Origin of the sequence: Pararhizobium sp. A13 (genome assembly GCF_040126305.1) — a bacterium.
Taxonomy (GTDB): domain Bacteria; phylum Pseudomonadota; class Alphaproteobacteria; order Rhizobiales; family Rhizobiaceae; genus Pararhizobium.
On the sequence record NZ_CP149510.1, the window covers coordinates 2,072,014 to 2,098,779 of the forward strand.

The window sequence follows — 26,766 nt, forward strand, 5'->3', positions numbered from 1 at the left end:
ACGCATGTGCAACGGCGACGCGCGATGCGCAACGTCTGATTTCAATGGGCAGTCGGCTCTGGAAAACGACACCGGCGTGCGCTATCGCAGGGTCATGACAGCAAAAATCCTCGTCAGCGCCTGTCTCATGGGTCATGCCGTCCGGTATGACGGGCAGGCAAAGCCGCTCGTGCATCCGGCGCTGGACCGCTGGTGCGCGGAAGGGCGGCTGGTGACGATCTGTCCGGAGATGTCGGCCGGCATGCCGGTGCCGCGGCTGCCGGCGGAGATCGAACCGGGAAAAACGGCTGACGAGGTTCTCTCCAGCGGTGCCCGCGTGCTGGAGAGCAACGGCGGCGATGTGACGGCGGCGTTCCGGCAGGCTGCCGAGAATGCGCTGGCGCTGGCGCTCGAGACCGGCTGCGCCTATGCGCTCCTGATCGACGGCAGCCCCTCCTGTGGTTCAAGCTTCGTCTATGACGGCAGCTTTTCCGGTGATCGCCAGCCGGGCGAGGGGGTGACGGCAGCGCTGCTGCGGAAAAATGGCATCCAGGTCTTTTCCGGTCGCGATATCGACGCCCTCGTCGAAGTCGCTGGCTTAGCGGCCTGAAGGTTGCCGAACGCCTGAAAGAAAAAAGGCAGCGCCCGCAAGCGCTGCCTTTCCGGTGTTGGTTTATCCTGAGCGGATCAGCCCGCCTTGCGCCATTGGGGTTCCCGTCGGGTTTCGACTGGTGCGCCGCCGTCGGAGATGCGAAAGGCGCGGATGAGGTTCAAGAGCTCTTCCGTATCGTCCGCCAGCACCTGGGCCGACGCCGTCGTCTCTTCCGCCATGGCGGCGTTCTGCTGCGTGGCCATGTCGAGTTGGTTCATCGAGCCGTTGATGCTGCGCAGCGTCGTGTCCTGTTCCTTGGCGCTGTAGGCGATCTTGGCCACGATCTCGTTGGCCGCCTCGATCTGGCTGGAAATCCGCTTCAGCGCCTCTCCGGCCTCGCCGACCAGCTTGACGCCGTTGACCACCTGGCCGGAGGAACGGGAAATTTGTTCCTTGATCTCCTTGGCGGCGGCGGCGGAGCGTTGTGCCAGTTCGCGCACTTCCTGCGCCACGACGGCGAAACCCTTGCCGGAATCGCCGGCACGCGCCGCCTCGACACCGGCATTCAGTGCGAGCAGGTTGGTCTGGAAGGCGATTTCGTCGATCACGCCGATGATCTTGGAAATCTCGTCGGAGGATTTTTCGATGCCGTTCATGGCCTCGATCGCCTGCGAGACGATGGCGTCGCTGCGCGACGCGTCGGCGCTGACGGCCTGCACCCGCTTGCTCGCTTCACCAGCGCCCTCGGCCGTGTGGCGCACGGAGGCGGATAGTTCGTCGACCGCGGCGACGGTTTCTTCCAGATTGGCCGCCTGCTGTTCCGTACGGCGAGCGAGCTCCAGGGAAGCGTTGCGGATTTCCTCCTTGCTGCCGCCGATATCGGCACCCTTGCCGTTGACCTTGGACATGGCCGCCTCGAGCCGCGCCAGCGCATTGTTGAAGTGTTCGCGCAGCGTTGAATAGCTGGGGCCGAGATCGCCGCAGCGAATGGTGAGGTCGCCGGTAGCCAGAACCTCCATGGCCTCGCCGATCGTCGCCACCACATGCGCCTGCAGTTCCGCCTCTTCGCGCTGAAGGTCGAGATTGTGCTGGCGCTCGGCGTTGATTTCGGCCTGCTGCTCGGCCTGGCGGCGGGTCATCTCATGCCGTTCGCGCACCTTCTGCTGCAGCGATTGCGTCGCCGTCGCCATCAGACCCACTTCGTTGCGCAGGTTCGTGTGCGGGATGTGGATCGAAACGTTCTCGTCGGCAACCGCCTGGAGCGCCGTGTGGATCGCCTGTAGCGGCTTGGTGATGCCGCGGATGACGTACCAGGCGGCGCCGATGCCGAATCCGAAAACGATCAGGCCGATGGACAGCGCCTTCCAGATGGTGGCGGTAACCTGTGCGTCGAGGTCATCGATGTAAAGGCCGGTGACGACGACCACCTGCCAGGGCTCGAAGGCTTCGGCATAGCCGCTCTTGCGAAAGAAGGCATCGTCCGGCTCGCCGGGCTTGACGGCATAAAAGTTTGTCTGGCCGCCGCCGGCGCGTCCAAGCCTGACCAGTTCGTCGCGGAACTTGTAGCCCTTTGGATCGGCAACGCCCTTGGCGCTCTTGCCGACCTTGCGTGCGTCGGGGTGGAATTTCATGACGACATCATAGTCGTAGCCGAAGAAATATCCGTCCGGATCGAATTTCATCGCCGTCAGAGTTTTGAAGGCCTGCGCCTGTGCCTCTTCGCGGGTCAGTTCACCCGCCGTTTCCCGTTCGTGGAAAGCCTTGAGTACCGACACGGCCGATTGCACCTGGGTGCGCAGCGTGTCGTAGCGGGCTTGGTAGAGCGCGTCGCTTGAGGCGGATATTTGAAAATAGACGGCCGCTGCGAAAGCAACGAACAGGCCGGTAACCAGCAGCAGCAGTTGCCGCGAAATCCTGAGATTCTTCATGGTTTTTCACGCGATCCAAATACCGGCAGCCAAGGGATCGCCGGCAAATCTATTTAAACGAAGCAGGGGTAAAGGCAGGTCGCACGCTGCGGCCACCGGAAATCATTTCCAAGACTATGTTATTCTGAATGTGCTTAAGAAAAGCCTATTCGCCAGCTGACGAATGCCGCTTTCTTACAGCGCAAAAAATTACGCCCCTGCTTCTCTCAGGGGCGCAATTTCTCGCCTTGGAAGGCGAATGCCCGTTCAGCCATTTCAGCGTGGCTGGCTAGGGCAGGGACAGGGAACTCCCGGACTATTTTAGCCGAAGTTGGAAATTTTCCAGATCAACTTCTTGTGAATGGCTGTCTTGCGGCGTTACCGCGACGATGCCGGCCATCGATGCGGTGGAGACCGCGCCGGTTTTCACGGTGCCGTCGATGATGGAAAGCGTGGCCGTTGCCTCAGCCTCGGCCGGCAGTGCATCCGCGGCTGGAGCCTTCGCCAGATGCTCGGCCGGCGCCATTTCGAGCTGCGCCGCCTTGACGGCTTCCTCCGAAGCCTTGGTGATGAAGACGACCGGGGAGCCGCCGAGCCAGGCCTCTGTGCGCACCAGTTTCATCTCGCCATTGATTTCCTTGAGTTCCACCCGTTCAGTGCCGGGAGCGATCTCGGGAACGACATAGCCCGTCTTCTTGGTGACAACCGGCGGCGGGCAATGGGCGCAGGAAAGCTGCGAAACGCTGTTGTTTGCGTCCTGTCCTGTCTTCACGACTTCAACCGATGACGCGCTGGCTGAACCGGCGGCAAGCAGGCTGGCGATTGTGAACAACAGGGTGCGCATCAGCATTCTCCTCGATAATCCGTGCGAGGAGACTATTCATTCTCCGTTACGTTCCCGTCAGGAGAATTGGTAAAAATTGAGTGAGTTTTTCGATCTTCCGCGCGGGATCGTTGTCGATCAGGCCTTCTCGCGCTCGACCGCCTGCCAGCCGATATCGCGGCGGCAGAAGCCGTTGTCCCACTCGACCCGGTCGAGAGCGGCATAGGCCGTCGCTTGGGCTGCGCTGACGGTCGCTCCCATGGCGGTCACGTTCAGCACACGGCCGCCCGTCGCCACCAATTGCCCGTCCTTCAGCGCCGTTCCGGCATGGAAGACCTTGGTCGCGCTGTCTTCAGCGGGCAATTTCCGGATCGGCGTGTTCTTCGCGTAGGAGCCTGGATAGCCCTTCGATGCCATCACCACCGTCAGCGCCACCTCGTCGCGCCATTTTGCGCTCACGGATGCCAGCATTCCCATCGCGGCGGCATGGAGCAGCGGCAACAGATCGCTCTTCAGCCGCATCATCAGCACCTGGCATTCGGGATCGCCGAAGCGGACATTGTATTCGATAAGTTCGGGACCCTTGGCGGTGATCATCAGTCCGGCGAACAGCACGCCGGTGAAGGGATGACCGCTATCGGCCATGCCGGCGATCGTCGGCTCGATGATCTCGCGCATCGTCCGCTCGACCATCTCCGCCGTCATCACCGGCGCCGGTGAATAGGCGCCCATGCCGCCGGTGTTCGGCCCCGTATCGCCGTCGCCCACGCGCTTATGGTCCTGCACCGAGGCAAGCGGCAAGGCGGTCTTGCCGTCGCAGAGGCAGAAGAAGCTCGCCTCCTCGCCATCCAGATAAGCCTCGACCACAACCTCGGCGCCAGCCGCGCCGAAGGTGCCGGAAAAGCAGCTGTCGATGGCATCAAGCGCCTCGTCCAGCGTCATCGCCACCGTCACGCCCTTGCCGGCGGCAAGGCCATCGGCCTTGATGACGATCGGCGCACCCTGTTCGCGCACGTAAGCCTTGGCCGGCTCGGCAGAAGTGAAGCGCTGATAGGCGCCAGTCGGGATGTTGTATTTGGCGCAGATGTCCTTGGTAAAGCCCTTGGAGCCCTCGAGTTGGGCCGCCGCCGCCGAAGGGCCGAAGACGGCGATGCCGCCCTCGCGCAGCGTATCGGCAAGCCCCGCCACCAGCGGCGCTTCCGGGCCGACCACGACGAAGTCGATTGATTCCCTGCGGCAGAAGGCGAGCACGGCGCTGTCGTCGGTGACGTCTAGGTCGACGAGCGTCGCTTCTTCGCCGATGCCTGGGTTGCCAGGCGCCGCGTAAAGTGCCGTCAGCAACGGCGATTGCGCCAGTTTCCATGCCAGTGCATGTTCGCGCCCGCCCGACCCGATCAACAGAACTCTCATCGCCTACTCCCGCAGCCCGAAGTGTTGAGGTGCGGTTAAGGTGAGGGCGGCTGAAGGTCAAGGCAAAATCGGAATTATGCGAGATTGACTGGCGGTTCAGAGTAGGTTGGAGGTCCCCGCGCGGCGTCTGCCGCCGTTGACGACTGCGTGGTCTGCGTCGTGACCAGCCATTTCCGCCGCCCGCTTCAGCGCCCAGATCGAGAGGTCGGGCAGAGCCAGCGGCCTGCTGATCAGATAGCCCTGAAAATGATCGCAACCCGCTGCCGTCAGCAGGGCGAGTTTCTCATGGCTGTCGATGCCTTCGCCGATCACCGACATCCGCTGTGCGTGGCAGAGTGCGACCATTGCCTTCAGCGCCGGCAGCGATTCCTCGTTGGCAAGGGTTTCCACCAGTGCCCGGTCGAGCTTGATGGTATCGGCGGTATATTCGATGATCTGCTGCACCGAGGTATAGCCGGCGCCGAAATCGTCGATGGAGATGCGGAACCCCTTTTCCCGCAGGGCTTCGATATTCCGGTGCAACTGGTCGCCGAGCTTGACGGCATAGGTCTCCGTCAGCTCGATCTCGATCGTCCGCGCGTCGAGCCCGTGCCGGTCGAGGCAATCGCTGAAATAGTCGCCGATTGATTTCGAGTGCAGCTCCGCCGACGAGATGTTGATGGCAAGCACCGTCTCCGGCCCGAACAACGCCTTCAGATGCTGGTGGTCCGACATCGCCCGGTTGATCACCCACCAGTCGATCTTGGTGAACTGGCCCGTGCTTTCGGCGATCGGCACAAATTCGTCCGGCGTGATGTTGCCAAGCGTCGGGGAAACCCAGCGCAGCAAAGCCTCGCAGCCGGTCACTCTGCCGCGTGTGTCGACGATGGGCATGTAGACGAGATGGAATTGCTCGTCCGGATCGACCAGCCGCAGTTCCTCCTGGATATGGCGAATCCGGTCGCGCTTGTCCTGGAGGGCACGCGAGAAGCGGGATGAGCGGTTCTTGCCGTTGGTCTTGGCCTGGTACATCGCCGCATCGGCATTCGAGATGAGCTCGGCCAGGTTCGTTGCATCCGTGGGACAGATGGCCACACCGATGCTGGCGGTGACCGGGTAGTGTTTGCCGCGCACTTCAAAACCGCCGGAAAACAGCGCCAGGATGACGGCGCACATTTCGCGGATCGCGCCGTCACCCGATACCGATTGCACGAGAACGGCAAACTCGTCGCCGGAAAGCCGCGCAAAGACGACCTGCGGAAGGGATCGGCGCATGACGATTTCGCCGACGGCGCCTTCGATCCTGAGCGCGAGCATTTTGAGGAGTTCGTCGCCGACCTCATGGCCGTATTTGTCGTTGACGAACTTGAAGTTATCGATGTCGATGAAGAGCAGGCTGCAGTGACCGCCGTTGGTCGTGACCTTGTGGACGACGTCTGCGGCAAGTGTGTTGAAATGGCCGCGATTGCTGATGCCGGTCAGCGTATCCGTCCAGGATGCGTGCTGAACCAGGTGCAGCGCGCGCTGGGACTGATCGTGCAACTGCTTGATGTTGCCGGTCAATCGGCCGATTTCGCCGGCGGCGCCGGTTTCCGTGATGCCATCGTGCTCGCCGCTCATCACTGCCGTCACCTGCCGGTCGAGTGCTGAGATCGGATTGGTGATGAAGCGGCGGATGAGAATGATCATCAGGCCGACGGAGACAAGGCTCATGGCCAGTGCCCCAAGGCTCAGAAGCAGCTTCAACTGCTGCATATCAGCCGCATTGTGAGACGGCGGCACGGTCAGCGTGGCAAACAGCGATGGCGCCAGCCGCACTGACGCCGCAAGGTCATCGGGCAGGGATTGCTGCGGCGCCGCGTCGAAGCCGATCGTGGTTTTATACTCGTCCTGCAGCTTGCGCTGCATGCCGAGAAACTGCGTCGGCTCGACCGCCACCTGAACCTGAAGCGCGCTTTTCTTGGCGCTCGGCAGCGGGCGGCTGAAGGTCACAGGGTCGATGAATTCGGAATAGACGATCAGCGGTCTGGCCTGGTTGTCATGAAGATAGGTCCAGTCCCGGAGCTGGCTGCCGCCGGCCAGCCGGCGTGCCAGCTCAAACTGTGCACTACCGATCTCGGCAAACGGATCGTCGCTGTTTTCGAAATAGTAACCGGGCGTCAGGTCTGGATTGAGAATGGCAAAGGAGATGAATTTTTTCGGATCGTCGGAGAGCGAGCGGATGCTCTGCTGCAGGCGCAGTCCAAGCGCATTGTTGCGGTAGGTTTCATCGGCTTCGGAGACGAACAGCCGGATCGCGTTGCCCTCGAGGAGCGAATAGAGGAAACTCCGGCTCTGGCTGACCTCGTTGCGGAACAGGGCGGCGATGTGGTCGAGTTGCTGCGACAGCCGCGCGCGCTCCAGCGCAAGCACGGAATGGCCCTGCGCGATATAGACCGACAGCGCCGCGAGTAGATATCCCGTCAGCACCACAGGAAATATCAGGAAAAAAGCACGTTTTCCGAGCGTCACTGGAAATTTGCCATCGAGCTGATGATGCGCCGGCGGGTCTGGATCGACTGGACGGACAATTCCTTCTGATACTGGCTCTTCGCCAGGATTTCCGCGGGCGGATAGATCTCCGTGTTCGAACGCATCTCGGCCGGAATAAGCTTCAGCGCCGCTTCGCTTGCCGTCGGCATGGTCAGCGCCTCGGCGTTGGCCGCAGCACTCTGCGGCGAGGCGATGAAGTCGAGAAGTTGCAGTGCGAGCTGTTTGCGGGGCGAGGCTGTGGTCACGGCCATGCAGTCGAGCCAGGAGAACGTGCCTTCCTCGGGTACCGCGTAACGCCAGACACCGGGTGTTCCGGCCTTGTCGTTGAGCACATGCTGGTCGCCGCTATAGGCGATCGCCATGTAGATGTCCTTGCCGAGGTCGGGATTCTGGATTGAGGTGATGACGTAGTCATAGGTGAGCACGAAGGGCGCCTGCTTCTTCATCACCTCAAAGGCTTGCTTCAGCGTCTCGTTGTCGTTGGCGTTGATCGACTTGCCGAGCAGCACCAGCGGCGCGATGAACGCCTCGTTGTGGTCGTCATACATGGCGATGTGCTTTTTCAGCTCCGGCGCCGGCGACATCAGGTCGTTCCAGGAGGTGGGCACCGTCTTGACCATGTCGGAGCGATAGGCGATGCCCATCGTGCCCCACAGATAGGGCATGGCGTAGCCGGCGCAGCGCGAGGTCCACTCGGGTTTGTAGTCTTTCAGCGAAGGCACGTTCTTTTCCGTCAGCGGCTCCAGAATACCGCGTTTTCCGAAGAGTTCCGCGCCGTTCTCGCCGACGACGACAAGATCGATATTGCTGTTGGGATCGGACAGCACTTCGTCGCGCGCATCGCCGCTGTCGTAATAGGTCTGGTTGACGGCAACACCGGACTTCTCCGTCCAGCGGTCAAGGATCTTCTGGTCGATATAAGATTCCCAGATCAACAGGTTGAGCGTCTCCGCGTGCCCGGGCGAAGCCGCGAACGGCGCGCCAAGCGCGATGGAAACGGCAATAAACGTCTTGCGCATTGAAGTTATCCCGACGGTCCCCGGGGAGAACCTTAACCCGCAATGCTTGATGAATACTTACAAGGGGATGGGATGGATTGCGATTGGTATGAAATGTCTAACGGTTGGCTGGTTCGGGTCTTCGCCTACCGGTGGCGGGGAAGCTTAGGCAGAAGGATCGTGAGCAGGCCGAGCAGCGGCAAGTATGAGCAGATCGTGTAAACGAACGATATGCCTTTGTGATCCGCAACCACACCGAGCACGGCAGCGCCGATGCCGCCGAAGCCGAAGGCAAAGCCGAAGAACATGCCGGCGATCAGCCCGACGCGCCCCGGCACCAGTTCCTGTGCGAACACCACGATCGCGGAAAACGCGGAGGAGAAGATGAAGCCGATCAGGATGACCAAGGCCGCGGTCCAGAACAGGTTGGCATAGGGCAGGATCAGCGCGAAGGGAATGACGCCGAGGATCGAGAACCAGATGACGAAGCGTGCGCCGAAACGGTCGCCGATCGGCCCGCCGAAGATCACGCCGGCGGCCGACGCGCCAAGGAACAGGAACAACAGCAACTGCGCGTCCTGAACGCCGAGACCGAACTTCTCGATGGTGAAGAAGGTGAAATAGCTGGAGAGGCTGGCAAGGTAGGCATTCTTCGTCGCCGTCAGGATGATGAGGATGATCAGCGTCCAGATAACCTGGCTGCGCGGCAGGGGTAGGGTGCGGCTGACGGCCTTGCGGCCTGCGGAACTGCGGCGGTGGCGCGCGTACCAGACACTGACCCCGGACAAGACCATGAAGCCGGTCAATGCAATGACCGAGAACCAGCTCAGGCTCTCCTGGCCACGCGGAATGACGATGAAGGCCGCGAGCAGCGGCCCGATCGCGGTGCCGGTGTTGCCGCCCACCTGAAACAGCGACTGGGCAAGGCCGTGTCGCCCGCCGGAGGCGAGCCGCGCGACACGCGACGCCTCGGGGTGAAAGATGGCAGAGCCGATGCCGATCATGCAGGCACCTGCGACAAGGACATAGAAGTGATGAGCATTGGCGAGCGTGATCAGTCCAGCGCAGGTGGAAAGCATGGCAGCCGGCAGCGAGAAAGGCATCGGCCAGCGATCGGTGACGACGCCGACGGCGGGCTGCAGCAGCGAGGCGGTAACCTGAAAGGCGAAGGTCAGAAGGCCGATCTGCACGAAATCAAGGGCGTAATTGGCCTTCAGCAGCGGATAGAGAGAGGTTAGGAGCGACTGCATGATGTCGTTCATCATGTGGCAGAAGCTGACAGCGACGATGACGGAAAACGCCGTCTTCTCCGCGCTGATGCCGTTTGCCGATGATACCGTCGCCATGTTGTTCTCCTCGCCCGCCGAATACCGTGTTTTGCGTGTATCGCTCTCTGTACCTCGCTTGAGTCTGGCCTGCTTTTGTGCTCTGGTCGCATTCTTTCGAGAGTGGGCCAAATGCGCGTCATCGATCTCACCGGACAGAACAGCCAGAGCGACGACGAGCATTTCGCCAGCCTTTCCTGGATCGAAAGCGCCGAGGAGCCCGTCCTTGCACTCGGCCGAGTCTATCCCGCCGGCTTCCGCGGGCCGCCGCACAGCCACACCAAGACGCAACTCTGGTGCGCCCGCGGTGGTGTGGTGCTGGTCAGCACTGCCGGCGGTCGCTGGATGATACCGCCCGGTCACGGACTGCTCATTCCGGCGGGTCTCGAACATTTCAGCGAGATGATCAGCGAAGTGCACATGCATTCCATCTATGTCGATCCGTCGGTCATCGGCCCGCATGGTCCGCGTGTGCTTGAAGTCACGGCGCTGGCCAGCAGCCTGATCGAGGAATTGGTACAGTCTGACGAGAAACCGCTGCCGCAGCGGCGCAAACGATTGATCATGGAACTGCTGCTGGACGAGATTGGCCAGTTGCCGGAGCGGCCGCTCGGCCTGCCGTTTCCGGGCGATGCGCGACTGAGTCGTCTCTGCCGCCATTTCCTGAAGTCGCCGGCCGCCAATGCGGGCATAGACGACTGGGCGCGGGAACTGGGCATGAGCCGCCGCTCGTTTACCCGGCTGTTTCGTGCCGAGACCGGTGTCAGCTTCGTTACCTGGCGGCAGCAGGCGTGCATCTTCGCCTCGCTGCCGCGGCTGGCCGCCGGCGAGCCGGTGACGAACGTTGCGCTTGATGCCGGCTACGAAAACATTGCGGCCTTCACCACGATGTTTCGCCGCATGCTCGGCAGTTCGCCCAGCACCTATCTGAAATCACGCGCTGCCTGACGATGCAATTTTGCCACTTCGCGGCTGAAATCCAGAAACCGCTGTCTTCCTATCTTTTTGTAAATAAACGATTTCCTGTATCGCGTTGCGTGAATATGGAAAAGAAAGCCTGAAGGTCTCTGGTTAACGGAATGGTAGTGAGATAAGGCCTACAACCGCGCCGAAACGAACCGTTTCAGTCTGCCCCGTTCTCCACCACCGGTACGTTGCGCTGGTGCCCGGTCGCAAAAGGGGCTTTGTATCCGGAGTTCCGACTTGTCCCGCCGATCTGCCTTTGTCCTTTCCATTGGTGTTTTTCTTGGCCTCTCCTCTGCCGTCCAGGCGCAGGATGGCCAGTATTTCTGGTCGGGTGATTGGTATCTGAAAATCGGCGCCACGGGCTTCCTTGGGCCGAAATATGATGGCGGCTCCGATCGCCTGTTCCAGGCTGCACCGCTGATCTCGCTCGGGCGCGCCGGCAGCACGGTGCGGTTCTCCTCGCGCAACGACAACCCGTCCTTTGCCTTTGTTGACAAGGGCGCCTTCCGCGCCGGCGTCGTCGGCAAGCTGATCTTCGAGCGAGACGAGGATACCTCCTCCAAGCTCGAAGGCCTCGACCCCGTGCGCTTCGGCGGCGAACTCGGCGGTTTTGCGGAAGTCTATCCTACCGACTGGCTGCGCATCCGGGCCGAGCTTCGCCAGGGCATCCGCAGCCATCACGGCCTTGTCGCCGATGTCGCCGCCGATGGTTTCGTCGATGTCAGCGACAATGTCCGCATTTCCGCCGGCCCGCGCCTGTCGGCCGCCACGAGCGACTATTTCGATGCCTATTACGGCGTGAGCTCGTCGGAAGCCGCAAAGTCCGGCTATTCGAAATATACGCCGTCCGGCGGCCTGAATTCGGTCGGGGCCGGCGCGGCCATCACCTGGCAGGCGACCGAAAAGCTCGAGACCAGCGCCTTTGCCGAATACAAGCGGCTGATGGGCCCCGCCGCGGATTCAAGCATCGTCAAGGAAGGCGGCAGCCGCAACCAGTTTCTGGTCGGCCTTTCCGCCACCTACCGCTTCGATTTCACGCTGGATTGAGTTCTACGTCTCGACATCGACAGTTGATCGCTTGACCGCGCTCTTCGGCAGTTGCAAACAGATGGCATGAGCACCAGTCCAGCCGATTCCGGGCGTGTCTACGACGCCCCGTCCAACAATTGGGTCTACCGCGTCCTGCCGCGGCCGCTTTGGCCCTATGCGCAGCTTGCCCGCTGGGACCGGCCGATCGGCTGGCAGTTGCTGATGTGGCCCTGCTTCTGGTCAGTGGGCCTGGCGGCCAATGCGGCGGCTTCCATCGGCACATTCTCGCTTGGCCGTTTCGTCTTCCACCTGATCCTGTTCTTCATCGGCGCGGTCGCGATGCGCGGTGCCGGCTGTACCTATAACGATATCATCGATCACGACATCGACATGGAAGTGGCGCGCACCCGGTCGCGGCCGCTGCCGTCGGGCCGCGTCTCGCGGCTGCAGGCGAAGATCTTCATGGTGCTGCAGGCGCTCGCCGGCCTTCTCGTGCTCCTGCAGTTCAACGGCTTTTCGATCTTCCTCGGCGTCTTCTCGCTGGTCTTCGTCGCAGTTTATCCCTTTGCCAAGCGCTTTACCGACTGGCCGCAATTTTTCCTCGGCCTTGCCTTTTCCTGGGGCGCGCTGATGGGATGGTCGGCCGAGTTCGGCGCGTTGGGGATGGCGCCGATCATTCTTTATCTGGGTGCGATCGCCTGGACGGTCGGTTACGATACGATCTATGCCTATCAGGACAAGGAGGACGACGAGTTGATCGGGGTCCGTTCGACGGCGCGGCGCTTCGGCGAGCACCCACGCCCCTGGCTGTTCGGCCTCTACGGCCTGACGGTTTTTCTGCTGTTCGTCTCATTCGCTATCGCGGGAACGGGATTGCTGGCCTATGTCGGCCTGCTCGTCGCAGCGGTGATGCTGTTCTATCAGATACTCGTGCTGGACGTCCATGACGCGACGCAGTGCCTTACCCTGTTCAAGTTCAACGGCGTCGTCGGGTTGATCGTCTTTACGGGGCTTTGCGCCGCGCTGCTGGTGCGGTTGCTATAAAAAAGCCCTCCGGATGGCCGGAGGGCAAGGGTCCACCGCAGCAATCATGAACTCAAGCCCAGCTCAGCTCCGTGTCGCGGCTGTTCTTCTTCTTGGCCAGGCGGGCGGAAAAGGCGGCGATGGCCGCGAGGATGAATTTGCGCATGGGATGTCTCCTTCTCGTCCCGGCAGAGTGCAAGTTGCATATGGCATCAAGAAGGCATTCGCCGCCTTTTCCGAATCGTTGATAACCGGCTGAAAACAAAAACAAAAAACCGGCCGCAGGGACGGCCGGTCTTTTGCACTGGAGGAACGCGCGGAAATTGTGTCGAAAATCAGCTGCGGGCGATAATTTCCCGGCCGTCGATCTTCATGTTGACGCCGAGACTGCCGGTGGAGCGGCGCATCAGGAAGCGCGGGCGGCGATCGTTGAAAAGCGAATGGCGGCGGCGCGGCTTGATATCGCGGGTGCGCACTTCGCCGAGATGCTCTTCCAGTGGCCGGGCAACGCCGTCGGCCTCCACCATCAGCATCGGGGTGCGGTAGGCTTCCGACCATGCGCGCCAATCCGCGGCGATGTCGGAAAGGTCATGCGCGACGAGTAGCGGGATGCAGAGATCCGGGTCGTCATGATGAAGTTCCAGCGTCACGGTCACCTCTCCGTCTCCATGGTCTATCGCACGGGCCGCAACGCCCTTGAAGGCACGTGCCGGCAGCGCGATCGAGAGGGGCAGTCCGCTCGAGGGCAGGACCTTGCGCAACACCGCTCCGCGCTCATCCAGACTGATGGTGACATTGCTTGACTGTCCGTGCAAGCTGTAGCTTGCCTGCTGAGGGAAGCGTTTCGGATCCAGTCGCAGCGTGGTTTCGACCCAAGCCGGTTGGGAAAGTGTCTTCAGCATTTCAATCGCCCTTGTTTTCCTTGAGAGCCGGTTCCCGGTCTTCTCTTCGGGACTTTTCGTCCTCTAGGGCTGGAGCATAGGCGGCGGCCGTTTGAGACCGCTTAAAAATTGCAGTTAAAAAACTTTGCATTTCCTGATGGTTAGCAAAGACCAACGCGGCAGGGTTTCTCAAATCTGAAGAAAATCGGCAGCATTTTGCCGACCTCTCGGCGGGATGCCACGGGCTCAAGGAAAAGCCACGCACAAGGCTGAAGGGCGATGGTGCCTGAGGTTATGGCCGCATCGTGCGGCATTGCGTCCGTCCGGACAGTATTCCGTCAGGCAATTCAGGCGATCGGCAGAGCGGCAATGGTTTCCACCTATCTCGATTACAACCTCATCACCCGCGACATGAAGACGAGCATTCGGCGCACTTCCGAGCAGGTGCAGGTTGCCCGCGAAACCGAGTATTACAAGGCCAATATCGGCAACGTCACCTCAATCGACGAGTTCCTCGACGACTACCGGCTCTATTCCTATGCGATGAAGGCGCACGGTCTGGAAGACATGACCTATGCCAAGGCCTTCATGCGCAAGGTCATGGAAAGCGACCTCAGCGACGAGAGCAGCTACGCCAACGTGCTGACTGACGAACGCTACCGCAATTTCGCGCAGGCCTTCAGTTTTTCGCAGTCGACGGAGGTGGTTCAAAGCGATGCACAGGAGGATGCTCTTATCGGCCTCTACAATCAGAGCATCGCCAACCTTAATGACGCAGTCACGACCGACACGAACTATTTTAACGCAGCGATCGACACGGTCACGACTGCCGACCAGCTCTGGCAGAACGAGAAACTTAAAAATTATGTCCTGACCGCGCTCGGCTTCGACCCGGACTATATGTCCTACGCGCATTTCAAGGGCGTCGTTAGCAGCGATGAAAGCGACTCGAGCAGTTATGTGAATACGGCAGCGGCGGCCTACAAACAGGGCTACCAGGACAAGATCGATGCCATAGAAGCGAGCGCCTCCGCCGCGGATCTGGCCGACAGTACCAGCACGGCGAGCCAGCAGATCGCGCAGTACCAGGCGGTGATCGACAGTGCGCCCGATTACACGCCGCTTGCCGCCGCCTTCAATTTCCAGAGCGATGGAACGCTCGCCGCCGGCGACCTGCCGATGACGGACACCCAGAAGGCGTCGGTCAACGAAGCCTATGCATTCGCGCAGCCGCGGCTTTCCTCGTCCGCTGCCCTGCTCAACAAGGAGTATTATGAATCAACGATCGGCAGCGTCACGTCTGTCGACGATATTCTGAGCAATACCCGGTTGTTCGCCTATATCCGTATCGCTTACGGCCTGCCGTCGAGTCTCCTGACGTCGACGATGGAGAACATCCTGACCAGCGATCTCAGCGATTCGACGAGCTATGCCAACACGCAAGGTGGCGAGTATAATGCCGCTTACAAGGAACTCGCCGCAGCATTCAACTTCCAGACGGACGGTACGCTTGCGTCAGGAGACACGGCGCAGACGACGGAGCAGATTGCAACCACGTCGGCTTACTGGATGACGCGCTACAATGACGCCGATGACGCCGCCGATGAAAGCCTGATCGAGTCTTACAAGACGCTGATCAGCGTTGTCGCTGATATCGACGATCTGCTTGCCGATACGAAGATCATGCAACTGGCGCTGACGGCTGTCGGCCTTGAAGATGAAGGCGATACGACGCGCAAGCTGAAGAAGGTGCTGACCAGCGACCTCACCGACCCGAAAAGCTATGTCTATACGCTGAAGGACGACCGCTACGTCGAACTGGCCAAGGCGTTCAACTTCGACACGGACGGGACGCTCGGCGTGCCGACGATGGCGCAGTCCGAAACCGAAATCCTCAACACCGCGAAGTCCTATGTCGTCGAAAAGAGCCGCTTCGGCACTGAGGAGGAGAAGACCGAGGCGACGGAGGAATCACAGTATTACAGTGCCGAGATCGGGACGATCGAAACTCGGAACGATCTTCTCTCAAACCGGCGCCTGGTCGATTTCATTCTCGTCGCCGCCGGGCTCGATCCGGAGGAGTATACGACGGACTATGTCCGGCAGATGTTCGAATCCGATTTCAGCGACCCCAAGAGCTTCATCAATACCGAGCCGGACACGACGATCTTCAAGGAAATCGTCGCCTCCTACAATTTCGACAGCGAAGGCAACCTGGCAAAGCCGGCCGAGGGGATTCAAACCGCGCGCGGCCTGCTCGAGACCGAGGATCTCTATCTCAACCAGACGCTGGAGGAACAACAGGGCGAGGACAATGCCGGCGTGCGCCTCGCGCTCTACTTCCGGCGCATGGCCTCTGGCGTCACCACGGCCTACGACCTTTTGGCCGATAGCGCGTTGCTGGAGGTCATCCAGACGACCTTCAGCATTCCGGAAGAAATGTCGAGCGCCGATGTGGATGTGCAGTACGACTACATCAACCGGGTTCTTGATGTCGAAGACCTGCACGATCCGGAAAAGTTGGAAAAGCTGCTCGTGCGCTTCACCGCGCTCTATGACGTCGAGAACAACACCGATGTCTCACCCGCAGAATTGATCATGTCGGGAAGCGGGGGCAACGGCATCAGCGCCGATACACTGCTCAGCCTCACCCAGCTTCGCACCGGCGGCGCTTGATTTCTTTCGTCAGGCTTTCAACACCTTGTCGGGGTTCATGATCCCGGCGGGATCGAAGGCGTGCTTGATGCGCTGCATCAGTTCGATCTCGACCGGCGAACGCACCTTCGCCAGTTCGTCGCGCTTCAGCTGACCGATGCCGTGTTCCGCCGAGATCGAGCCGTTATAGTTCAGCACGATGCCATGCACGATCGCGTTGATCTCGTGCCAGCGGGCGAGGAAGGCTTGTCTGTCGGCGCCGACCGGCTGGGAGATGTTGTAATGGATATTGCCGTCGCCCATGTGTCCGAAGGCGCAGATGCGGGCGCCGGGAATGGCCGCCATCACGGCCGCATCCGCCTCCGCCATGAAGGCCGGGATGCTCGATACCGGGACCGAGACATCGTGCTTGATCGAGCCGCCCTCCGGCTTCTGCGCCGGCGACATGCTTTCGCGCATGTGCCAGAGGCTCTTGCGCTGGGCCTCGCTGGCAGCCACCACTGCATTTTCGATGAGACCGCGTGAAATCTCCGCCTCCAGCAGTTCGCTCATCATCCGCTCGGCAGTTTCTGCCGAATCCGAAGTCGAGATGTCGATAAGCGCATACCAGGCATGCACCGTGTCCAGGGGATCGCGAACGCCGGGAATGTGTTTCGTCGTGAACTCGACGCCGAGCCGCGACATCAGTTCGAAGCCGGTCAGGGCCGGGCCGCAGAGGCTCGATGCCTTGTCGAAGAGCGCAAGCGCGTCGGCAACGCTTTTCAGGCCGGCAAAGGCCACCTGATGGCCGAGCGGTTGCGGTAAGAGTTTCAGCACCGCGCCGGTGATGACGCCGAGTGTGCCCTCGGCGCCGATGAACAGGTCGCGAAGATCGTAGCCGGTATTGTCCTTTTTCAACCGCCGCAGCCCGTCCCAGATCTCGCCGGTCGGAAGAACGACCTCCAGGCCAAGGCACAATTGCCGCATGTTGCCGTAGGCAAGCACGGCGGTGCCGCCGGCATTGGTGGAGAGATTGCCGCCGATCCGGCAGGAGCCTTCCGAGCCGAGCGACAGCGGAAACAGCCGGTTGTGCGCTTCGGCCGCCTTCTGGATATCGGCAAGGATACAGCCCGCGTCGGCGACGATCACGTTGCCGACCGGGTCGATGTCGCGGATGCGGTTCAGCCGCTCCAGCGACAGAACGATATCGGCCGCTCCGGTGCGCGGGATCTGGCCGGCGACGTGCCCGGTATTGCCACCCTGCGGCACGATCGCTACGCCGGTTTCGCTGGCGAGCTTGAGGATCTGAGAGACCTCGTCGACGCTAGCGGGCTTCAGCACCAGCGGCGTGTCGCCCTTGTAGAGACCACGGGATTCGATAAGGTAGGGTGCGATGTCGTCCTGCTCGGTCAGCGCGTTGCGGTCGCCGACGATGGCGGCGAAGCGGGCGATGAGATTAGCGGTCGGAATGGTGTTCATCATGGGATCGTGACCTTGCTGGTAGCGGCTTCACTCCCCTCTGTCCCTTCGGGACATCTCCCCCTCAAGGGGGGAGATCGATCGTGCCAATCCGCCAAGGCGCGTGATTGAAAGTCGGGGCGTGCCAGGTTTGATCTCCCCCCTTGAGGGGGAGATGCCAGGCAGGGCAGAGGGGGGTACGTTTGGCAGAATTTCATGTCTTCATGCCGTCCTTGGCGCCGCTGCGCGTTCGATCCGGTCGATGATCGCTTCGCCCAGCCCCTCATTCGGAATGGGTCCGAATGCGATGGTCGCGGCGCCGGACACATCGGCCTTTTTCATATAGGCAAAAAGATTGGCGGCCGCCTCGCGCAGGCTTGCGGACGGGCTGAGATCGAGCACCTGCGTCGCATTTTCCTCTCCCGGCAGAGCTTTGCCGCCGAACCGGATCAGTACCTCGCCCGGCTTCACATCCGCCGCGTTCAGCCGCACCGCCGCGCCCGGCGCATAGTGGGAGGCGAGCATGCCCGGCGCCTCGATCGCCGCGCCCGCGGTTTCGGGCCGCAGGACCGTCTTGCCGGTCAGTTTCTCGACATCGGCGACATCGAGCCCGCCCGGCCGCAGCAGCCGGATTTCGTCACCGTCGACCTTGATGATCGTCGATTCCAGGCCGATTTCGGCCGGCCCGGCATCGAGGATCAACGCCAGCTTGCCGCCGAGATCGGCCTCGACATGCTGGGCGCTGGTGGGGCTGATCTTGCCGGAGGTGTTGGCGCTGGGGGCTGCCAGCGGCTTGCCGTAGCGTTTGATCACCAATCGAGAAAAACCTTCCGGCATGCGGATTCCGAGCGTGTCGAGGCCGGCGGAGGCAAGCGGATGAACGCCGCTTGCCGGCTTCATCGGCAGGATCAGCGTCAACGGCCCCGGCCAGAAGGCCTCGGCGAGCTTTTGAGAGATCGGATCAAAATCGACATAACGTCGCGCCATGTCAAAGTCGGCGACATGGCAAATCAACGGGTTGAAGCGCGGGCGGCCCTTCATTTCGTAGATGCGGCTGATCGCGTCCGGGTTTGTCGCGTCGGCCGCCAGGCCATAGACCGTCTCCGTCGGGATCGCGACCGGCAGGCCTTGGGCCAGCGTTTCGCAAGCCACCGCCAACGCGCGCTCCGGTTCGGTCCTGGTGTCGATGATGAGGGTCATGCAGGTTCCAAAAGTCGATGGGCCGTCCGAAAGGCGGGCCTTGCGGTTTCTATTACAGGGCTCCGCGGGACATTGCCAAGCGCATTCGGCGAGCCCTGACTGTGCCCGATCGATACAGCCCGCTTCAAGATTTCTTAAAATGCGACAGCTTCTATTAGAGGAGCTGAAAGTTGGACATGCTAGCCATTGCGTTCTACACCCTGCCGGAGCGCAAATGGCCAACAAGAAATCCATGCCCAACGACCTTGCCCTGCGCATCGCCACCGCCATGCACCAGATGGGCATCGACGCTGTCCCGAGAAACTACGAACTGGTCTACGAGGCCTATGCGGGCGCCAACCCGGAACTGGTGCGGGACTTCATCGCGCTCGGCAAAAACAAGTCGCAGGCCGCACTCGACGAACTCGGCCGCAAATACCTGCCCCATCACCATGAGGCGAGCGTTCTTGCACGCTCGACGACGATCGTGCGTGACGAGATGAGCAATTTCATGAACCTTTTGTCACGCGAAAAGAGTTCGCTCGACGATTACGGCCGGTTGATCGGCGAGGCGTCGAAGGCGCTCGTCGTTTCGGATGAGGCAAGCCAGGCGGCACTCAAGAACTCGATCCAGGCTCTGAAGCGGGCAACCGAGCGGCAGGTATCGCAAAACGCCGAACTGGAGCAGAGTGTCACGGCGCAATCCAATGTTATCGCCGGCGTCCAGAAGGAGTTTGCCGATTTCGAGGCGACGAAATTCTCGGATGCGATGACCGGCCTTGCCAACCGCCGCGCCTTCAACAAGGCGCTGGCCAAGGTCTACGCCGACCCCGATCTGCCGCTTGCCTGCGGCGTTGCGATCGCCGAGCCGGATACCAGCCAGCGGCTCTCCGGCGAACAGGCCGCCGCGATCGCCGATCATCTCGCCCGCCATATCGGCGGCATCACGCAGCAGGCCTTTCCGCCAAGCGAACTGGCGGCACGTTTCGACGGCGTCCGCTTTGGCTTCCTCATCAATGCGGGAGAGGAGCGGGAGGTCGTGCGCCTCATGGCGCTGCTGCGATCGGCTTTGCGCGGTGTCCATTTCAAGCACCCGAAAACCGGTCGCAGCCTTGGCAGCGTCACGCTTTCAGTCGGCGTGTGCATGTCGCATAGTGCCGGCAATGCGTTCGATCTCGTCGGAACTGCCGAAAAGGCGCTTGCCAAGGCACAGGCCAAGGGCGGCGATTATACCGTCGTTCATGAAAGCGAGGACGAGCAGCCGGCAGGGCGGGACTGGCTGATTTACAAGCGATAGGCGGCTGCCGCGAAAGCGTCAAAGGCTGTTGATGATCTTGCGAAGCTGTTCATTGCAGGCGCCAAGCAAAAGCACGTTTTTCAAGGCTTTTTTCGGATCGCGGGTGCGAAACAGCAGGCCGTTGTCGTGGACGGTGCGGTTGAGCGTGAGCTTGCCTTCCTCCGCGTCGAGTTCTGTCGCGACGGCAAAATACATCCGCGAATAGCCCATCTTGATCTTGTCGAAGAAGTGCTCGTCGTCGCCGATGTCGGAGAAGAAGTTGGCGATGTAGAACGACCACCGGACATCGTCGAACTTGGCGAACTTCGTCCGCGCCGTGGTCACGTGGCAATAGCCGAGATGCGGGCTGCCCGAAAGCGTGCGATGGAATATCAGCTTCGGGAAGCGGATGGAGGCATGGAAGCCGTTGATACGCTCATGCGTTACGGCTCCGGCAGCCTCAAGCCTGCGGCCGGTGCGGGCGGCCACTTCCTGGTGGGTCAGGTAGCGCTTTTCCTCGACGCTCCATTGCTGGGGCCGGTTGATGCGCCCGGTGCGCAGGAATTCGGTATGAACAGCCGTTTTCGGCGATTGAACCGGTTTCTTGACGGCAGCAGCGTCGAAATATCTCAAGTTTGGCATCGGCCTGCACCAGGATTGCGTCGGAGTGCCGCGGACATGCCGCGGCGGAAACGTTTATGAGGAGAAGCTACATTGCGAGAGTTAACGCAGTCTTTCCAAGCATTAGCCGCCCCCGATGGTGCGAAGCTTGCGCTTTCACGAGGGTTGCCGCGCCGCAATATGTCGCAAAAAGACAGTCGCTGCACAGAATTTGGCAGTGTGTGGCGGAAAAGGCGCCATCTGCCGAAAAATCAGGAAAGATCGTTGTTTCTGCTTATAAAATAGCCATTCCGGCCACCTGGAAAACCAACTGTGCGTGTGTCGTCATTCTGGAACCGGATGTCGTTAATCGGCGGCTGTCCGGCCGCATCGGCAGATTAGATGAAAACACTCAAGGTGCCGCCTTTATAGGGAGGGCGGAGAATTGGGAAGCCGGTCGAAATCCGGCGCTGCCCCCGCAACGGTGGTGGAGCGAAACCTCGGCAAAAGGCCACTGGAGAGATCCGGGAAGGCGCCGCGATGGTCCGAAAGGACAGCTCCTGAGCCCGGAAACCAGCCTTGTGGCGAAATTGATGTCTGGGTTGCGGCGGGCAGCCGGAAGGCGAACCAGTATATCCACGCGCACTCCCGGCGCGGTGGTGGTTCCTTTCCTGTCCGCTCAACCGAAAAGTGGCGAGCACAAGGAAACGAACATGGATCTCCGCAGCGAAGTCCTCCGCAAACTCAAGACCCGCCGCGACGGGCACAGCCTGGAGCAGGCCTTCTACACCGATCCCGATCTCTACAAGCTCGACATGGAGCAGATCTGGTACAAGGACTGGCTGTTCATCGGTCATGACTGCGAAATCCCGAAGGCCGGCAACTATTTTACCGTTCAGGTCGGCGACTATCCGGTCGTCATCGTCCGCGATCGCCAGGGTGCCGTCCGGGCGCTTCACAATTCCTGCCGCCACCGCGGTTCGCGCGTCTGCGCCGGGCAGAAGGGCTCGTCGGCCAAGCTTGTCTGTCCCTATCACCAGTGGACCTACGAGCTCGACGGCAAGCTGCTCTTCGCCCGCCAGATGGGCGAGGATTTCGACAAGGCGCAGCACAGCCTGAAGCCGATCCATTGCGAAACCATCGGCGGCTATATCTTCATCTGCCTCGCCGACGAGCCGATGGATTTCCAGCCGATGCGCGACATGGTGTCGTCCTATGTCACGCCGCACAATCTGAAAGACACCAAGGTCGCCTTCGAGAGCACGATCATCGAGAAGGGCAACTGGAAACTCGTCTGGGAAAACAACCGCGAGTGCTACCACTGCGCCGCCAACCACCCGGAACTCTGCCGCACCTATCCCGAAGCGCCGACCGCGACCGGCGTGCAGGGCGCCAAGGACGACCCGATCATTGCCGAGCACTGGACGAAATCCGAAGCCGAAGGCTTGCCGAGCGAGTTCAGGATGTCGCCGACCGGCCAGTTCCGCGTTGCCCGCATGCCGCTGATCCAGGATGCCGAAAGCTACACCATGTCCGGCAAGCGCGCCGTCAAGCGCCAACTCTCCGACGATGTCAGCCAGAGCCATATCGGCACGCTCCTGCTCTTCCACTATCCGAGCACCTGGAACCATATCCTGGGCGACCACGCCATCACCTTCCGCGTGCTGCCGCTCGGGCCCGAACTGACCCAGGTCACCACCAAGTGGCTGGTGCACAAGGATGCCGTCGAAGGTGTCGATTACAACCTCGAAGAACTGACGCATGTCTGGACGGAAACCAACGATCAGGATCGCCAGATCGTCGAGGAAAATGCCTTCGGCATCCGCTCGCCTGCCTATCAGCCCGGCCCCTATTCACCCGAACATGAGGGCGGCGTGATGCAGTTCGTCGAATGGTACGTCAATTTCATGCAGGATCGCCTGCACGGAGCCTCCACCCCTCTGGTCCGGGTTGCCTGACATGACGATTGCTTCATCCTTCCGGCACTTCGACGAATTGCAGCCGTTCAACGACCGGCAGCATCTTCTGGAATGCATCTCCGTCACCGCCGAAGCCCCGGACGTGATGACCTTCGGCTTCAAGGCTGACAAGGACAGCTGGTTCCGCTACGTGCCGGGCCAGTTCGTCACGCTCGAACTGCCGGTGACGCCGGACGATCCGGTGATGCGCACCTATACGCTGTCCTCGACGCCGTCGCGGCCGTTCACGGTGGCCGTGACCGTCAAGGCGCAGGCATCGAGCATCGGCACGCGCTGGATGTTCGAAAGCCTGAAACCCGGCATGAAGCTGAAGGCCTTCGGCCCGCTCGGCGATTTCTCCTTCGTGCGCCATCCGGGCGAAAAATACCTGTTCATCTCCGCCGGTTCCGGCATCACGCCGATGATGTCGATGACCCGCTGGATGGCCGATTGCGCGCCGCAGACGGATGTCACCTTCCTCTCCTGCGCCCGCCAGCCGGACGACCTTCTGTTCCGTGATGAACTCGAGAACATCTCCCGCAACATGCCGAACCTCAATCTCGGCTTCATCGTCGAGACGCATGCGCCGCGCCACGGCTGGCACGGGCTGCGCGGCCGTATCGAAACCTCGAAGCTCGCACTGCTTGCGCCGGACTTCCGCGACAGGACCGTCTTCTGTTGTGGTCCGGAGCCCTTCATGCGCGGTGTGAAGTCGATGCTGGAAAGCGTTGGCTTCGACATGAACCGCTATCACGAGGAAAGCTTCCAGCCGGCTGCAGCGCCGGCTGCGGAGGAATTCGCGATCGGGGCTGAGGTCGATGGCGAAGCCGTCTCCACCGTGACCTTCACCATGGCCGGCAAGGAAGCCAAGTGCCAGCCCGGGCAGACCATCCTGCAGACGGCCCGCGCTGCCGGCGTTCGCATCGGTGCCGCCTGCGAAGGTGGCCTCTGTGGAACCTGCCGCGTCATGAAGGTCTCCGGCGAAGTCGAGATGCATCACAATGGCGGCATCCTCGATGACGAGATCGACGAAGGCTACATTCTCGCCTGCTGTTCGCGGCCACTCGGGGACGTGCAGATCGAGGCGTGAGCCACCGGGTTTTTACGAACGTTCGCTACTGACGTTCGGAAAACGAAATGCCATGCGATGGGAGGCGCTTGGCTCTCGGTAGACAGCGGCGCAACCGGCCTACGCTCGGAATGACGATCCCGGGCCTCGGGGGGCGACATGCATAAACACAGAGATGAAAGGCGCATCGCCTTAATCTGTTTTGACGCGATGCGCCTTAGTACAAAATGCGCACGCCGCCGGAATCGACTGCGCCGAAATCAGGCTCAGGGTATGCGCCCTGCCATTGGCTATAGGTTGTGTTGCCGGTGCCGGTGCTCGCGCATCCAGACAGTGATAAGAACGCGATTGCGGCAACAGCCATGAGGGATCTGATACGCATGATGTTCTCCATTCATGGCAGCTTGCCCAAACCTCAAGAGCAACCATACCGGGACTCTGTCTCAAATCATCTTTGATGGCAAGTCAGGTTGTCTCCCGGGGAAGGCGGGATGATGAGCCGGGCCGCGTCGGTTTTTCGATGCCCCAGCGGCAAGGCGAACGAGGCACTCAGGCGGGTTCGGATGTGGTTCCCAGCGTCGGACGCACCATGCAAAAGCTGATAAATCCGACGGTCTGGCAATAAACCAGTCGACGGCCTTCGAACCGCCCGGTCGGGTCGCCATCGCCGGCGATACGCCGAAAATTTCCAATCTGTCCGCCGCGCACTTGATTCGGCATTGAACACCCGTGCAGCAACGAAATTCCCGCACTTATCGACATCTTCGGTAACGCGCAGGAGACCTTCTGTCGGAAAACGTTACTTGTTGGCGCCTACCAATTTAGTACAATCAAAGACGCAAGAGAGAAGTATCTTGCGCCGATTTCAGAACGTATGCCTTTGGCCCCTTTCTACGCAGGAAGGGGCCTTTGATTATTTGATCGCCGGTTGGTTTGAAGGGCTGAAGCACCTCTTGAACGAACTTATTTCGTTGCCAATATTATCCTCCGATACCCGTGAAGAGGTAGCCAAAAAGGAGGAAAAAAGATGACTATTCGCGATGTTCCGTGGACCCATCCCCTGAAAGTGACCCTGCGCTCCGGTTTGGACCGCACCTTCAGCAGCGTCTACGAAGCCCTTGATTTCCTGGAAAACGAATGGCCGCTCAAGCGAGGAGAACGCTACGATCGCGCCGTGTCGTCCTGCAGGCGAGCCCTGAGCCGGATGACGCCGGCGGCGGTAGCCCGTGAGGCGTTTATTGCCGCGTGCCTGGAGGCCGACATGCCGGCAATAATGGCAGCGCCGCTGCCCTATGGCCGGTCGGCCCAACGCGGAACCCCAGCGGCCGTATAAACGCAGGCGAGGGGGCGGAAACGACCGCCGCCCCATTGTCCGAGGAGGGCGGGATGAGACGGAAACCGGTGAGCGTCATGGCTGGAGCTGGAAAACGGCTAGAACAGAAAATCGCCCTTGTCCAACGCCGCCAGCTTCACGTTCTTCAGCAAGATGCTGTCGCCGTTCAGCCCATCGATCAGCACATCGCTGCCGACCTGATGCATATGGTTCTTCGCAAGATCCGTGTAGCTGGTGATGCTCTCCAGACCTGCTAGGTCGAGAGTGTCGTGGATCGAGCCGGTGGCGGCGAAATCGGTGATTTTGTCTTTGCCGTCGCCGGTATTGAAGACGAACTGGTCGGCGCCGGAGCCGCCGGTCAGCCTGTCGGCGCCGGCGTGGCCCCAGATCAGGTCGCGGCCGGCCAAGCCGTCGATGCTGTTCTTGCCGCTGTTGCCATGAAGCCGGTTGGCGAGCGTGTTGCCGGTGGCATTGATGCTGGCCGTACCGTTCAGCGTCAGGTTCTCGAAATAGCTTCCGAGCGTGAAAGACACGCTTGCCTTGACGAGGTCTGTGCCGCCGCCGGAGGCTTCCGACAGTTTGATCGCGGCGTCACTAATCACATAGGTGTCGTTGCCGCTGCCGCCATAAACAGTGCTGTTCACCTCGCCGCCTGTGCCGTCGAAATAGTCTTTACCGCCGCCGAGCTTGACCGCACCAGTGATGGTGCCGCTGTTGAAGACAGACTGGACGCCATCGCCGCCGAGAAAGGCCAGCGATTTCGCCGATATCAGGCCGGTATTGTGCAGGCTGGATTTGGATGCGCCCGAGAAATCCACCACTGGCGCGGATGGGCCCGTGCCCGTGATCGTACCGTGATTGGTGAGCGTGCCGTCCGCCCCCGCCAGTTTGACGCCACCGCCTGCCGTGATGGTCTTGTTGTTGGTGATGGTCGCCTCATCCGCCGATACGGCGATGGCATAGGCCGAGGTCTTGATCAGGCCGTCATTGGTGACGATGCCGCTACCACCGGTGAGAAGGATGGCGGCCTTGTCAGCGCTTATCGTGCCGCTGTTGGTGACCGTGGCGTCATTGCCCCTGGCCGCGATCGCGTAGCCAGTCGTCGAGCTCGTCTTGCCGTCATTGGTGATGATCGCGGCAATGCCGGAGGAAAGAATGGCGGTGCCCTTGGCGACGATCGTGCCGTGGTTGGTGAGCGCCGCCCCTTCGCCGCTCGAAACCAGGGCATAGGAGGTGTCGGAACGCAGCTCGCCGTTGTTGGTGAAAAGGGCATTCGCACCGGAAAGTTCTACGGCCGTCGTTTCGGCATGTGTCGTGCCGTGATTGATGACGATGGCGGCGCTGCCGGAAACGGCTATTCCCATGCCTGCCGATGAGGTGATCAGGCCGGAATTGACGACCTGCGTCGCCTCGCCCGCAGCCGTGATCGCTGTCAGCCGCGCCTCGATGGTGCCGGCATTGCTCAATTCAAGGCCACCGCTATCGATCTTGAGGCCGTAATCGCCACCGGAAACCTTGCCGGTACTGCTGACGACGAACTGGCTCTGACTGTCGGCAACGGTGGTCGTGCCGAACTGGAAGACATCGCTCGACGCAGAGATGACGGTGCCATTGATATAGAAATAACGGCCGAGGGCCGTGCCGGTTGCAACGATGGCGGTTGCGGGCGTCGACAGGGTCACGTCCGCGTCGACGATAAATTCGCTGTCTGCATCAAGCACCGATACCGGCGCCGTGCTGTTGCTGCTGATCACAATCTTGTTCGTCATCTGCTCATCATGTGCAGGGGGGGCGGCTTTCGTTTTTTGAACCGTC

General features: G+C 61.0%; 21 protein-coding genes and 1 riboswitch. Of the genes, 9 read left to right on the forward strand and 12 right to left on the reverse strand.

Features of this window, described 5'->3' with window-relative positions:
• Window positions 1–94 precede the first annotated feature (94 nt).
• Window positions 95–589: a DUF523 domain-containing protein gene (locus WI754_RS09995; protein ID WP_349437562.1), complete on the forward strand. Its 495-nt coding sequence runs from the start codon at window positions 95–97 to the stop codon at window positions 587–589.
• A gap of 77 nt (window positions 590–666) precedes the next feature.
• Here the strand turns inward: WI754_RS09995 and WI754_RS10000 are convergent, their stop codons facing one another.
• The 6 genes from WI754_RS10000 to WI754_RS10025 form a co-directional block, all read right to left on the reverse strand.
• A complete protein-coding gene (locus WI754_RS10000; RefSeq protein ID WP_349437563.1) occupies window positions 667–2,499 on the reverse strand; it encodes a methyl-accepting chemotaxis protein in 1,833 nt (610 codons plus the stop codon).
• Window positions 2,500–2,794: 295 nt separating this feature from the next.
• On the reverse strand, window positions 2,795–3,322 hold the full coding sequence (locus tag WI754_RS10005) for a plant virulence effector HPE1-like domain-containing protein (protein ID WP_349437564.1): 528 nt from the start codon (window positions 3,320–3,322) through the stop codon (window positions 2,795–2,797).
• Window positions 3,323–3,439: 117 nt separating this feature from the next.
• Window positions 3,440–4,711 carry a phosphoribosylamine--glycine ligase gene (gene purD / locus WI754_RS10010; protein WP_349437565.1) on the reverse strand — a complete coding sequence of 424 codons (1,272 nt, stop codon included), beginning with the start codon at window positions 4,709–4,711 and terminating at the stop codon, window positions 3,440–3,442.
• A gap of 96 nt (window positions 4,712–4,807) precedes the next feature.
• Window positions 4,808–7,201, reverse strand: a complete 2,394-nt coding sequence (locus WI754_RS10015) for an EAL domain-containing protein (protein WP_349437566.1) — start codon at window positions 7,199–7,201, stop codon at window positions 4,808–4,810.
• Entirely contained in the window at window positions 7,198–8,241 is a 1,044-nt protein-coding gene (locus tag WI754_RS10020; RefSeq protein ID WP_349437567.1) for a spermidine/putrescine ABC transporter substrate-binding protein, read from the reverse strand. Before WI754_RS10020 ends, WI754_RS10015 begins: the two co-directional genes overlap by 4 nt.
• A gap of 125 nt (window positions 8,242–8,366) precedes the next feature.
• Window positions 8,367–9,566 carry an MFS transporter gene (locus tag WI754_RS10025; RefSeq protein WP_349437568.1) on the reverse strand — a complete coding sequence of 400 codons (1,200 nt, stop codon included), beginning with the start codon at window positions 9,564–9,566 and terminating at the stop codon, window positions 8,367–8,369.
• Between the two features lie 111 nt (window positions 9,567–9,677).
• Here WI754_RS10025 and WI754_RS10030 point away from each other — a divergent pair, with 111 nt between their 5' ends.
• From WI754_RS10030 to ubiA, 3 genes are all read left to right on the forward strand, one after another.
• Complete coding sequence (locus WI754_RS10030; protein WP_349437569.1) at window positions 9,678–10,493, forward strand: helix-turn-helix transcriptional regulator; 816 nt, start codon at window positions 9,678–9,680, stop codon at window positions 10,491–10,493.
• 255 nt (window positions 10,494–10,748) lie between these two features.
• Window positions 10,749–11,558, forward strand: coding sequence for a MipA/OmpV family protein (locus WI754_RS10035; RefSeq protein ID WP_349437570.1), 810 nt, complete (start codon window positions 10,749–10,751; stop codon window positions 11,556–11,558).
• Between the two features lie 66 nt (window positions 11,559–11,624).
• Window positions 11,625–12,584, forward strand: a complete 960-nt coding sequence (gene ubiA, locus WI754_RS10040) for a 4-hydroxybenzoate octaprenyltransferase (protein WP_349437571.1) — start codon at window positions 11,625–11,627, stop codon at window positions 12,582–12,584.
• Window positions 12,585–12,898: 314 nt separating this feature from the next.
• Here the strand turns inward: ubiA and WI754_RS10045 are convergent, their stop codons facing one another.
• Window positions 12,899–13,465: a DUF6101 family protein gene (locus tag WI754_RS10045; RefSeq protein WP_113002939.1), complete on the reverse strand. Its 567-nt coding sequence runs from the start codon at window positions 13,463–13,465 to the stop codon at window positions 12,899–12,901.
• 348 nt (window positions 13,466–13,813) lie between these two features.
• Here WI754_RS10045 and WI754_RS10050 point away from each other — a divergent pair, with 348 nt between their 5' ends.
• A complete protein-coding gene (locus WI754_RS10050) occupies window positions 13,814–16,120 on the forward strand; it encodes a DUF1217 domain-containing protein (RefSeq protein ID WP_349437572.1) in 2,307 nt (768 codons plus the stop codon).
• A 9-nt stretch (window positions 16,121–16,129) separates the two neighbouring features.
• Here the strand turns inward: WI754_RS10050 and WI754_RS10055 are convergent, their stop codons facing one another.
• Window positions 16,130–17,560 carry an FAD-binding oxidoreductase gene (locus tag WI754_RS10055; protein ID WP_349437573.1) on the reverse strand — a complete coding sequence of 477 codons (1,431 nt, stop codon included), beginning with the start codon at window positions 17,558–17,560 and terminating at the stop codon, window positions 16,130–16,132.
• Window positions 17,561–17,758: 198 nt separating this feature from the next.
• On the reverse strand, window positions 17,759–18,736 hold the full coding sequence (locus WI754_RS10060; RefSeq protein ID WP_349437574.1) for an L-threonylcarbamoyladenylate synthase: 978 nt from the start codon (window positions 18,734–18,736) through the stop codon (window positions 17,759–17,761).
• 214 nt (window positions 18,737–18,950) lie between these two features.
• Between WI754_RS10060 and WI754_RS10065 the strand changes: the two genes are divergently transcribed.
• Complete coding sequence (locus tag WI754_RS10065; protein ID WP_349437575.1) at window positions 18,951–20,012, forward strand: diguanylate cyclase; 1,062 nt, start codon at window positions 18,951–18,953, stop codon at window positions 20,010–20,012.
• An 18-nt stretch (window positions 20,013–20,030) separates the two neighbouring features.
• Here the strand turns inward: WI754_RS10065 and WI754_RS10070 are convergent, their stop codons facing one another.
• Window positions 20,031–20,633: a DUF6656 family protein gene (locus tag WI754_RS10070; protein WP_349437576.1), complete on the reverse strand. Its 603-nt coding sequence runs from the start codon at window positions 20,631–20,633 to the stop codon at window positions 20,031–20,033.
• Between the two features lie 356 nt (window positions 20,634–20,989).
• Window positions 20,990–21,188, forward strand: a riboswitch (cobalamin riboswitch).
• 116 nt (window positions 21,189–21,304) lie between these two features.
• Here WI754_RS10070 and WI754_RS10075 point away from each other — a divergent pair.
• Together WI754_RS10075 and WI754_RS10080 are read left to right on the forward strand one after the other, a co-directional pair.
• Window positions 21,305–22,549: an aromatic ring-hydroxylating dioxygenase subunit alpha gene (locus WI754_RS10075; protein WP_349437577.1), complete on the forward strand. Its 1,245-nt coding sequence runs from the start codon at window positions 21,305–21,307 to the stop codon at window positions 22,547–22,549.
• 1 nt (window position 22,550) lies between these two features.
• A complete protein-coding gene (locus WI754_RS10080; protein ID WP_349437578.1) occupies window positions 22,551–23,639 on the forward strand; it encodes a hybrid-cluster NAD(P)-dependent oxidoreductase in 1,089 nt (362 codons plus the stop codon).
• A gap of 196 nt (window positions 23,640–23,835) precedes the next feature.
• On the opposite strand, the gene WI754_RS10085 is transcribed toward WI754_RS10080, so the two are convergent.
• The gene (locus WI754_RS10085; RefSeq protein ID WP_349437579.1) at window positions 23,836–24,000 is read right to left on the reverse strand and encodes a hypothetical protein; all 165 of its coding nucleotides are present in this window, start codon (window positions 23,998–24,000) and stop codon (window positions 23,836–23,838) included.
• A 645-nt stretch (window positions 24,001–24,645) separates the two neighbouring features.
• Here WI754_RS10085 and WI754_RS10090 point away from each other — a divergent pair.
• Window positions 24,646–24,951 carry a DUF982 domain-containing protein gene (locus WI754_RS10090; RefSeq protein WP_349437580.1) on the forward strand — a complete coding sequence of 102 codons (306 nt, stop codon included), beginning with the start codon at window positions 24,646–24,648 and terminating at the stop codon, window positions 24,949–24,951.
• A gap of 98 nt (window positions 24,952–25,049) precedes the next feature.
• Here WI754_RS10090 and WI754_RS10095 read toward each other — a convergent pair whose 3' ends face one another.
• Complete coding sequence (locus WI754_RS10095) at window positions 25,050–26,720, reverse strand: calcium-binding protein (RefSeq protein WP_349437581.1); 1,671 nt, start codon at window positions 26,718–26,720, stop codon at window positions 25,050–25,052.
• Between the last annotated feature and the right edge of the window lie 46 nt (window positions 26,721–26,766).

Excerpts from the sequence above, each read along its gene's own strand:
- WI754_RS09995 (WP_349437562.1), top strand. The coding sequence starts at position 95 with ATGACAGCAAAAATCCTCGTCAGCGCCTGTCTCATGGGTCATGCCGTC.
- WI754_RS10000 (WP_349437563.1), bottom strand. The coding sequence starts at position 2,499 with ATGAAGAATCTCAGGATTTCGCGGCAACTGCTGCTGCTGGTTACCGGC.
- WI754_RS10005 (WP_349437564.1), bottom strand. The coding sequence starts at position 3,322 with ATGCGCACCCTGTTGTTCACAATCGCCAGCCTGCTTGCCGCCGGTTCA.
- purD (WP_349437565.1), bottom strand. The coding sequence starts at position 4,711 with ATGAGAGTTCTGTTGATCGGGTCGGGCGGGCGCGAACATGCACTGGCA.
- WI754_RS10020 (WP_349437567.1), bottom strand. The coding sequence starts at position 8,241 with ATGCGCAAGACGTTTATTGCCGTTTCCATCGCGCTTGGCGCGCCGTTC.
- WI754_RS10025 (WP_349437568.1), bottom strand. The coding sequence starts at position 9,566 with ATGGCGACGGTATCATCGGCAAACGGCATCAGCGCGGAGAAGACGGCG.
- WI754_RS10030 (WP_349437569.1), top strand. The coding sequence starts at position 9,678 with ATGCGCGTCATCGATCTCACCGGACAGAACAGCCAGAGCGACGACGAG.
- ubiA (WP_349437571.1), top strand. The coding sequence starts at position 11,625 with ATGAGCACCAGTCCAGCCGATTCCGGGCGTGTCTACGACGCCCCGTCC.
- WI754_RS10045 (WP_113002939.1), bottom strand. The coding sequence starts at position 13,465 with ATGCTGAAGACACTTTCCCAACCGGCTTGGGTCGAAACCACGCTGCGA.
- WI754_RS10050 (WP_349437572.1), top strand. The coding sequence starts at position 13,814 with ATGGTTTCCACCTATCTCGATTACAACCTCATCACCCGCGACATGAAG.
- WI754_RS10055 (WP_349437573.1), bottom strand. The coding sequence starts at position 17,560 with ATGATGAACACCATTCCGACCGCTAATCTCATCGCCCGCTTCGCCGCC.
- WI754_RS10060 (WP_349437574.1), bottom strand. The coding sequence starts at position 18,736 with ATGACCCTCATCATCGACACCAGGACCGAACCGGAGCGCGCGTTGGCG.
- WI754_RS10065 (WP_349437575.1), top strand. The coding sequence starts at position 18,951 with ATGGCCAACAAGAAATCCATGCCCAACGACCTTGCCCTGCGCATCGCC.
- WI754_RS10070 (WP_349437576.1), bottom strand. The coding sequence starts at position 20,633 with ATGCCAAACTTGAGATATTTCGACGCTGCTGCCGTCAAGAAACCGGTT.
- WI754_RS10075 (WP_349437577.1), top strand. The coding sequence starts at position 21,305 with ATGGATCTCCGCAGCGAAGTCCTCCGCAAACTCAAGACCCGCCGCGAC.
- WI754_RS10080 (WP_349437578.1), top strand. The coding sequence starts at position 22,551 with ATGACGATTGCTTCATCCTTCCGGCACTTCGACGAATTGCAGCCGTTC.
- WI754_RS10085 (WP_349437579.1), bottom strand. The coding sequence starts at position 24,000 with ATGCGTATCAGATCCCTCATGGCTGTTGCCGCAATCGCGTTCTTATCA.
- WI754_RS10090 (WP_349437580.1), top strand. The coding sequence starts at position 24,646 with ATGACTATTCGCGATGTTCCGTGGACCCATCCCCTGAAAGTGACCCTG.
- WI754_RS10095 (WP_349437581.1), bottom strand. The coding sequence starts at position 26,720 with ATGACGAACAAGATTGTGATCAGCAGCAACAGCACGGCGCCGGTATCG.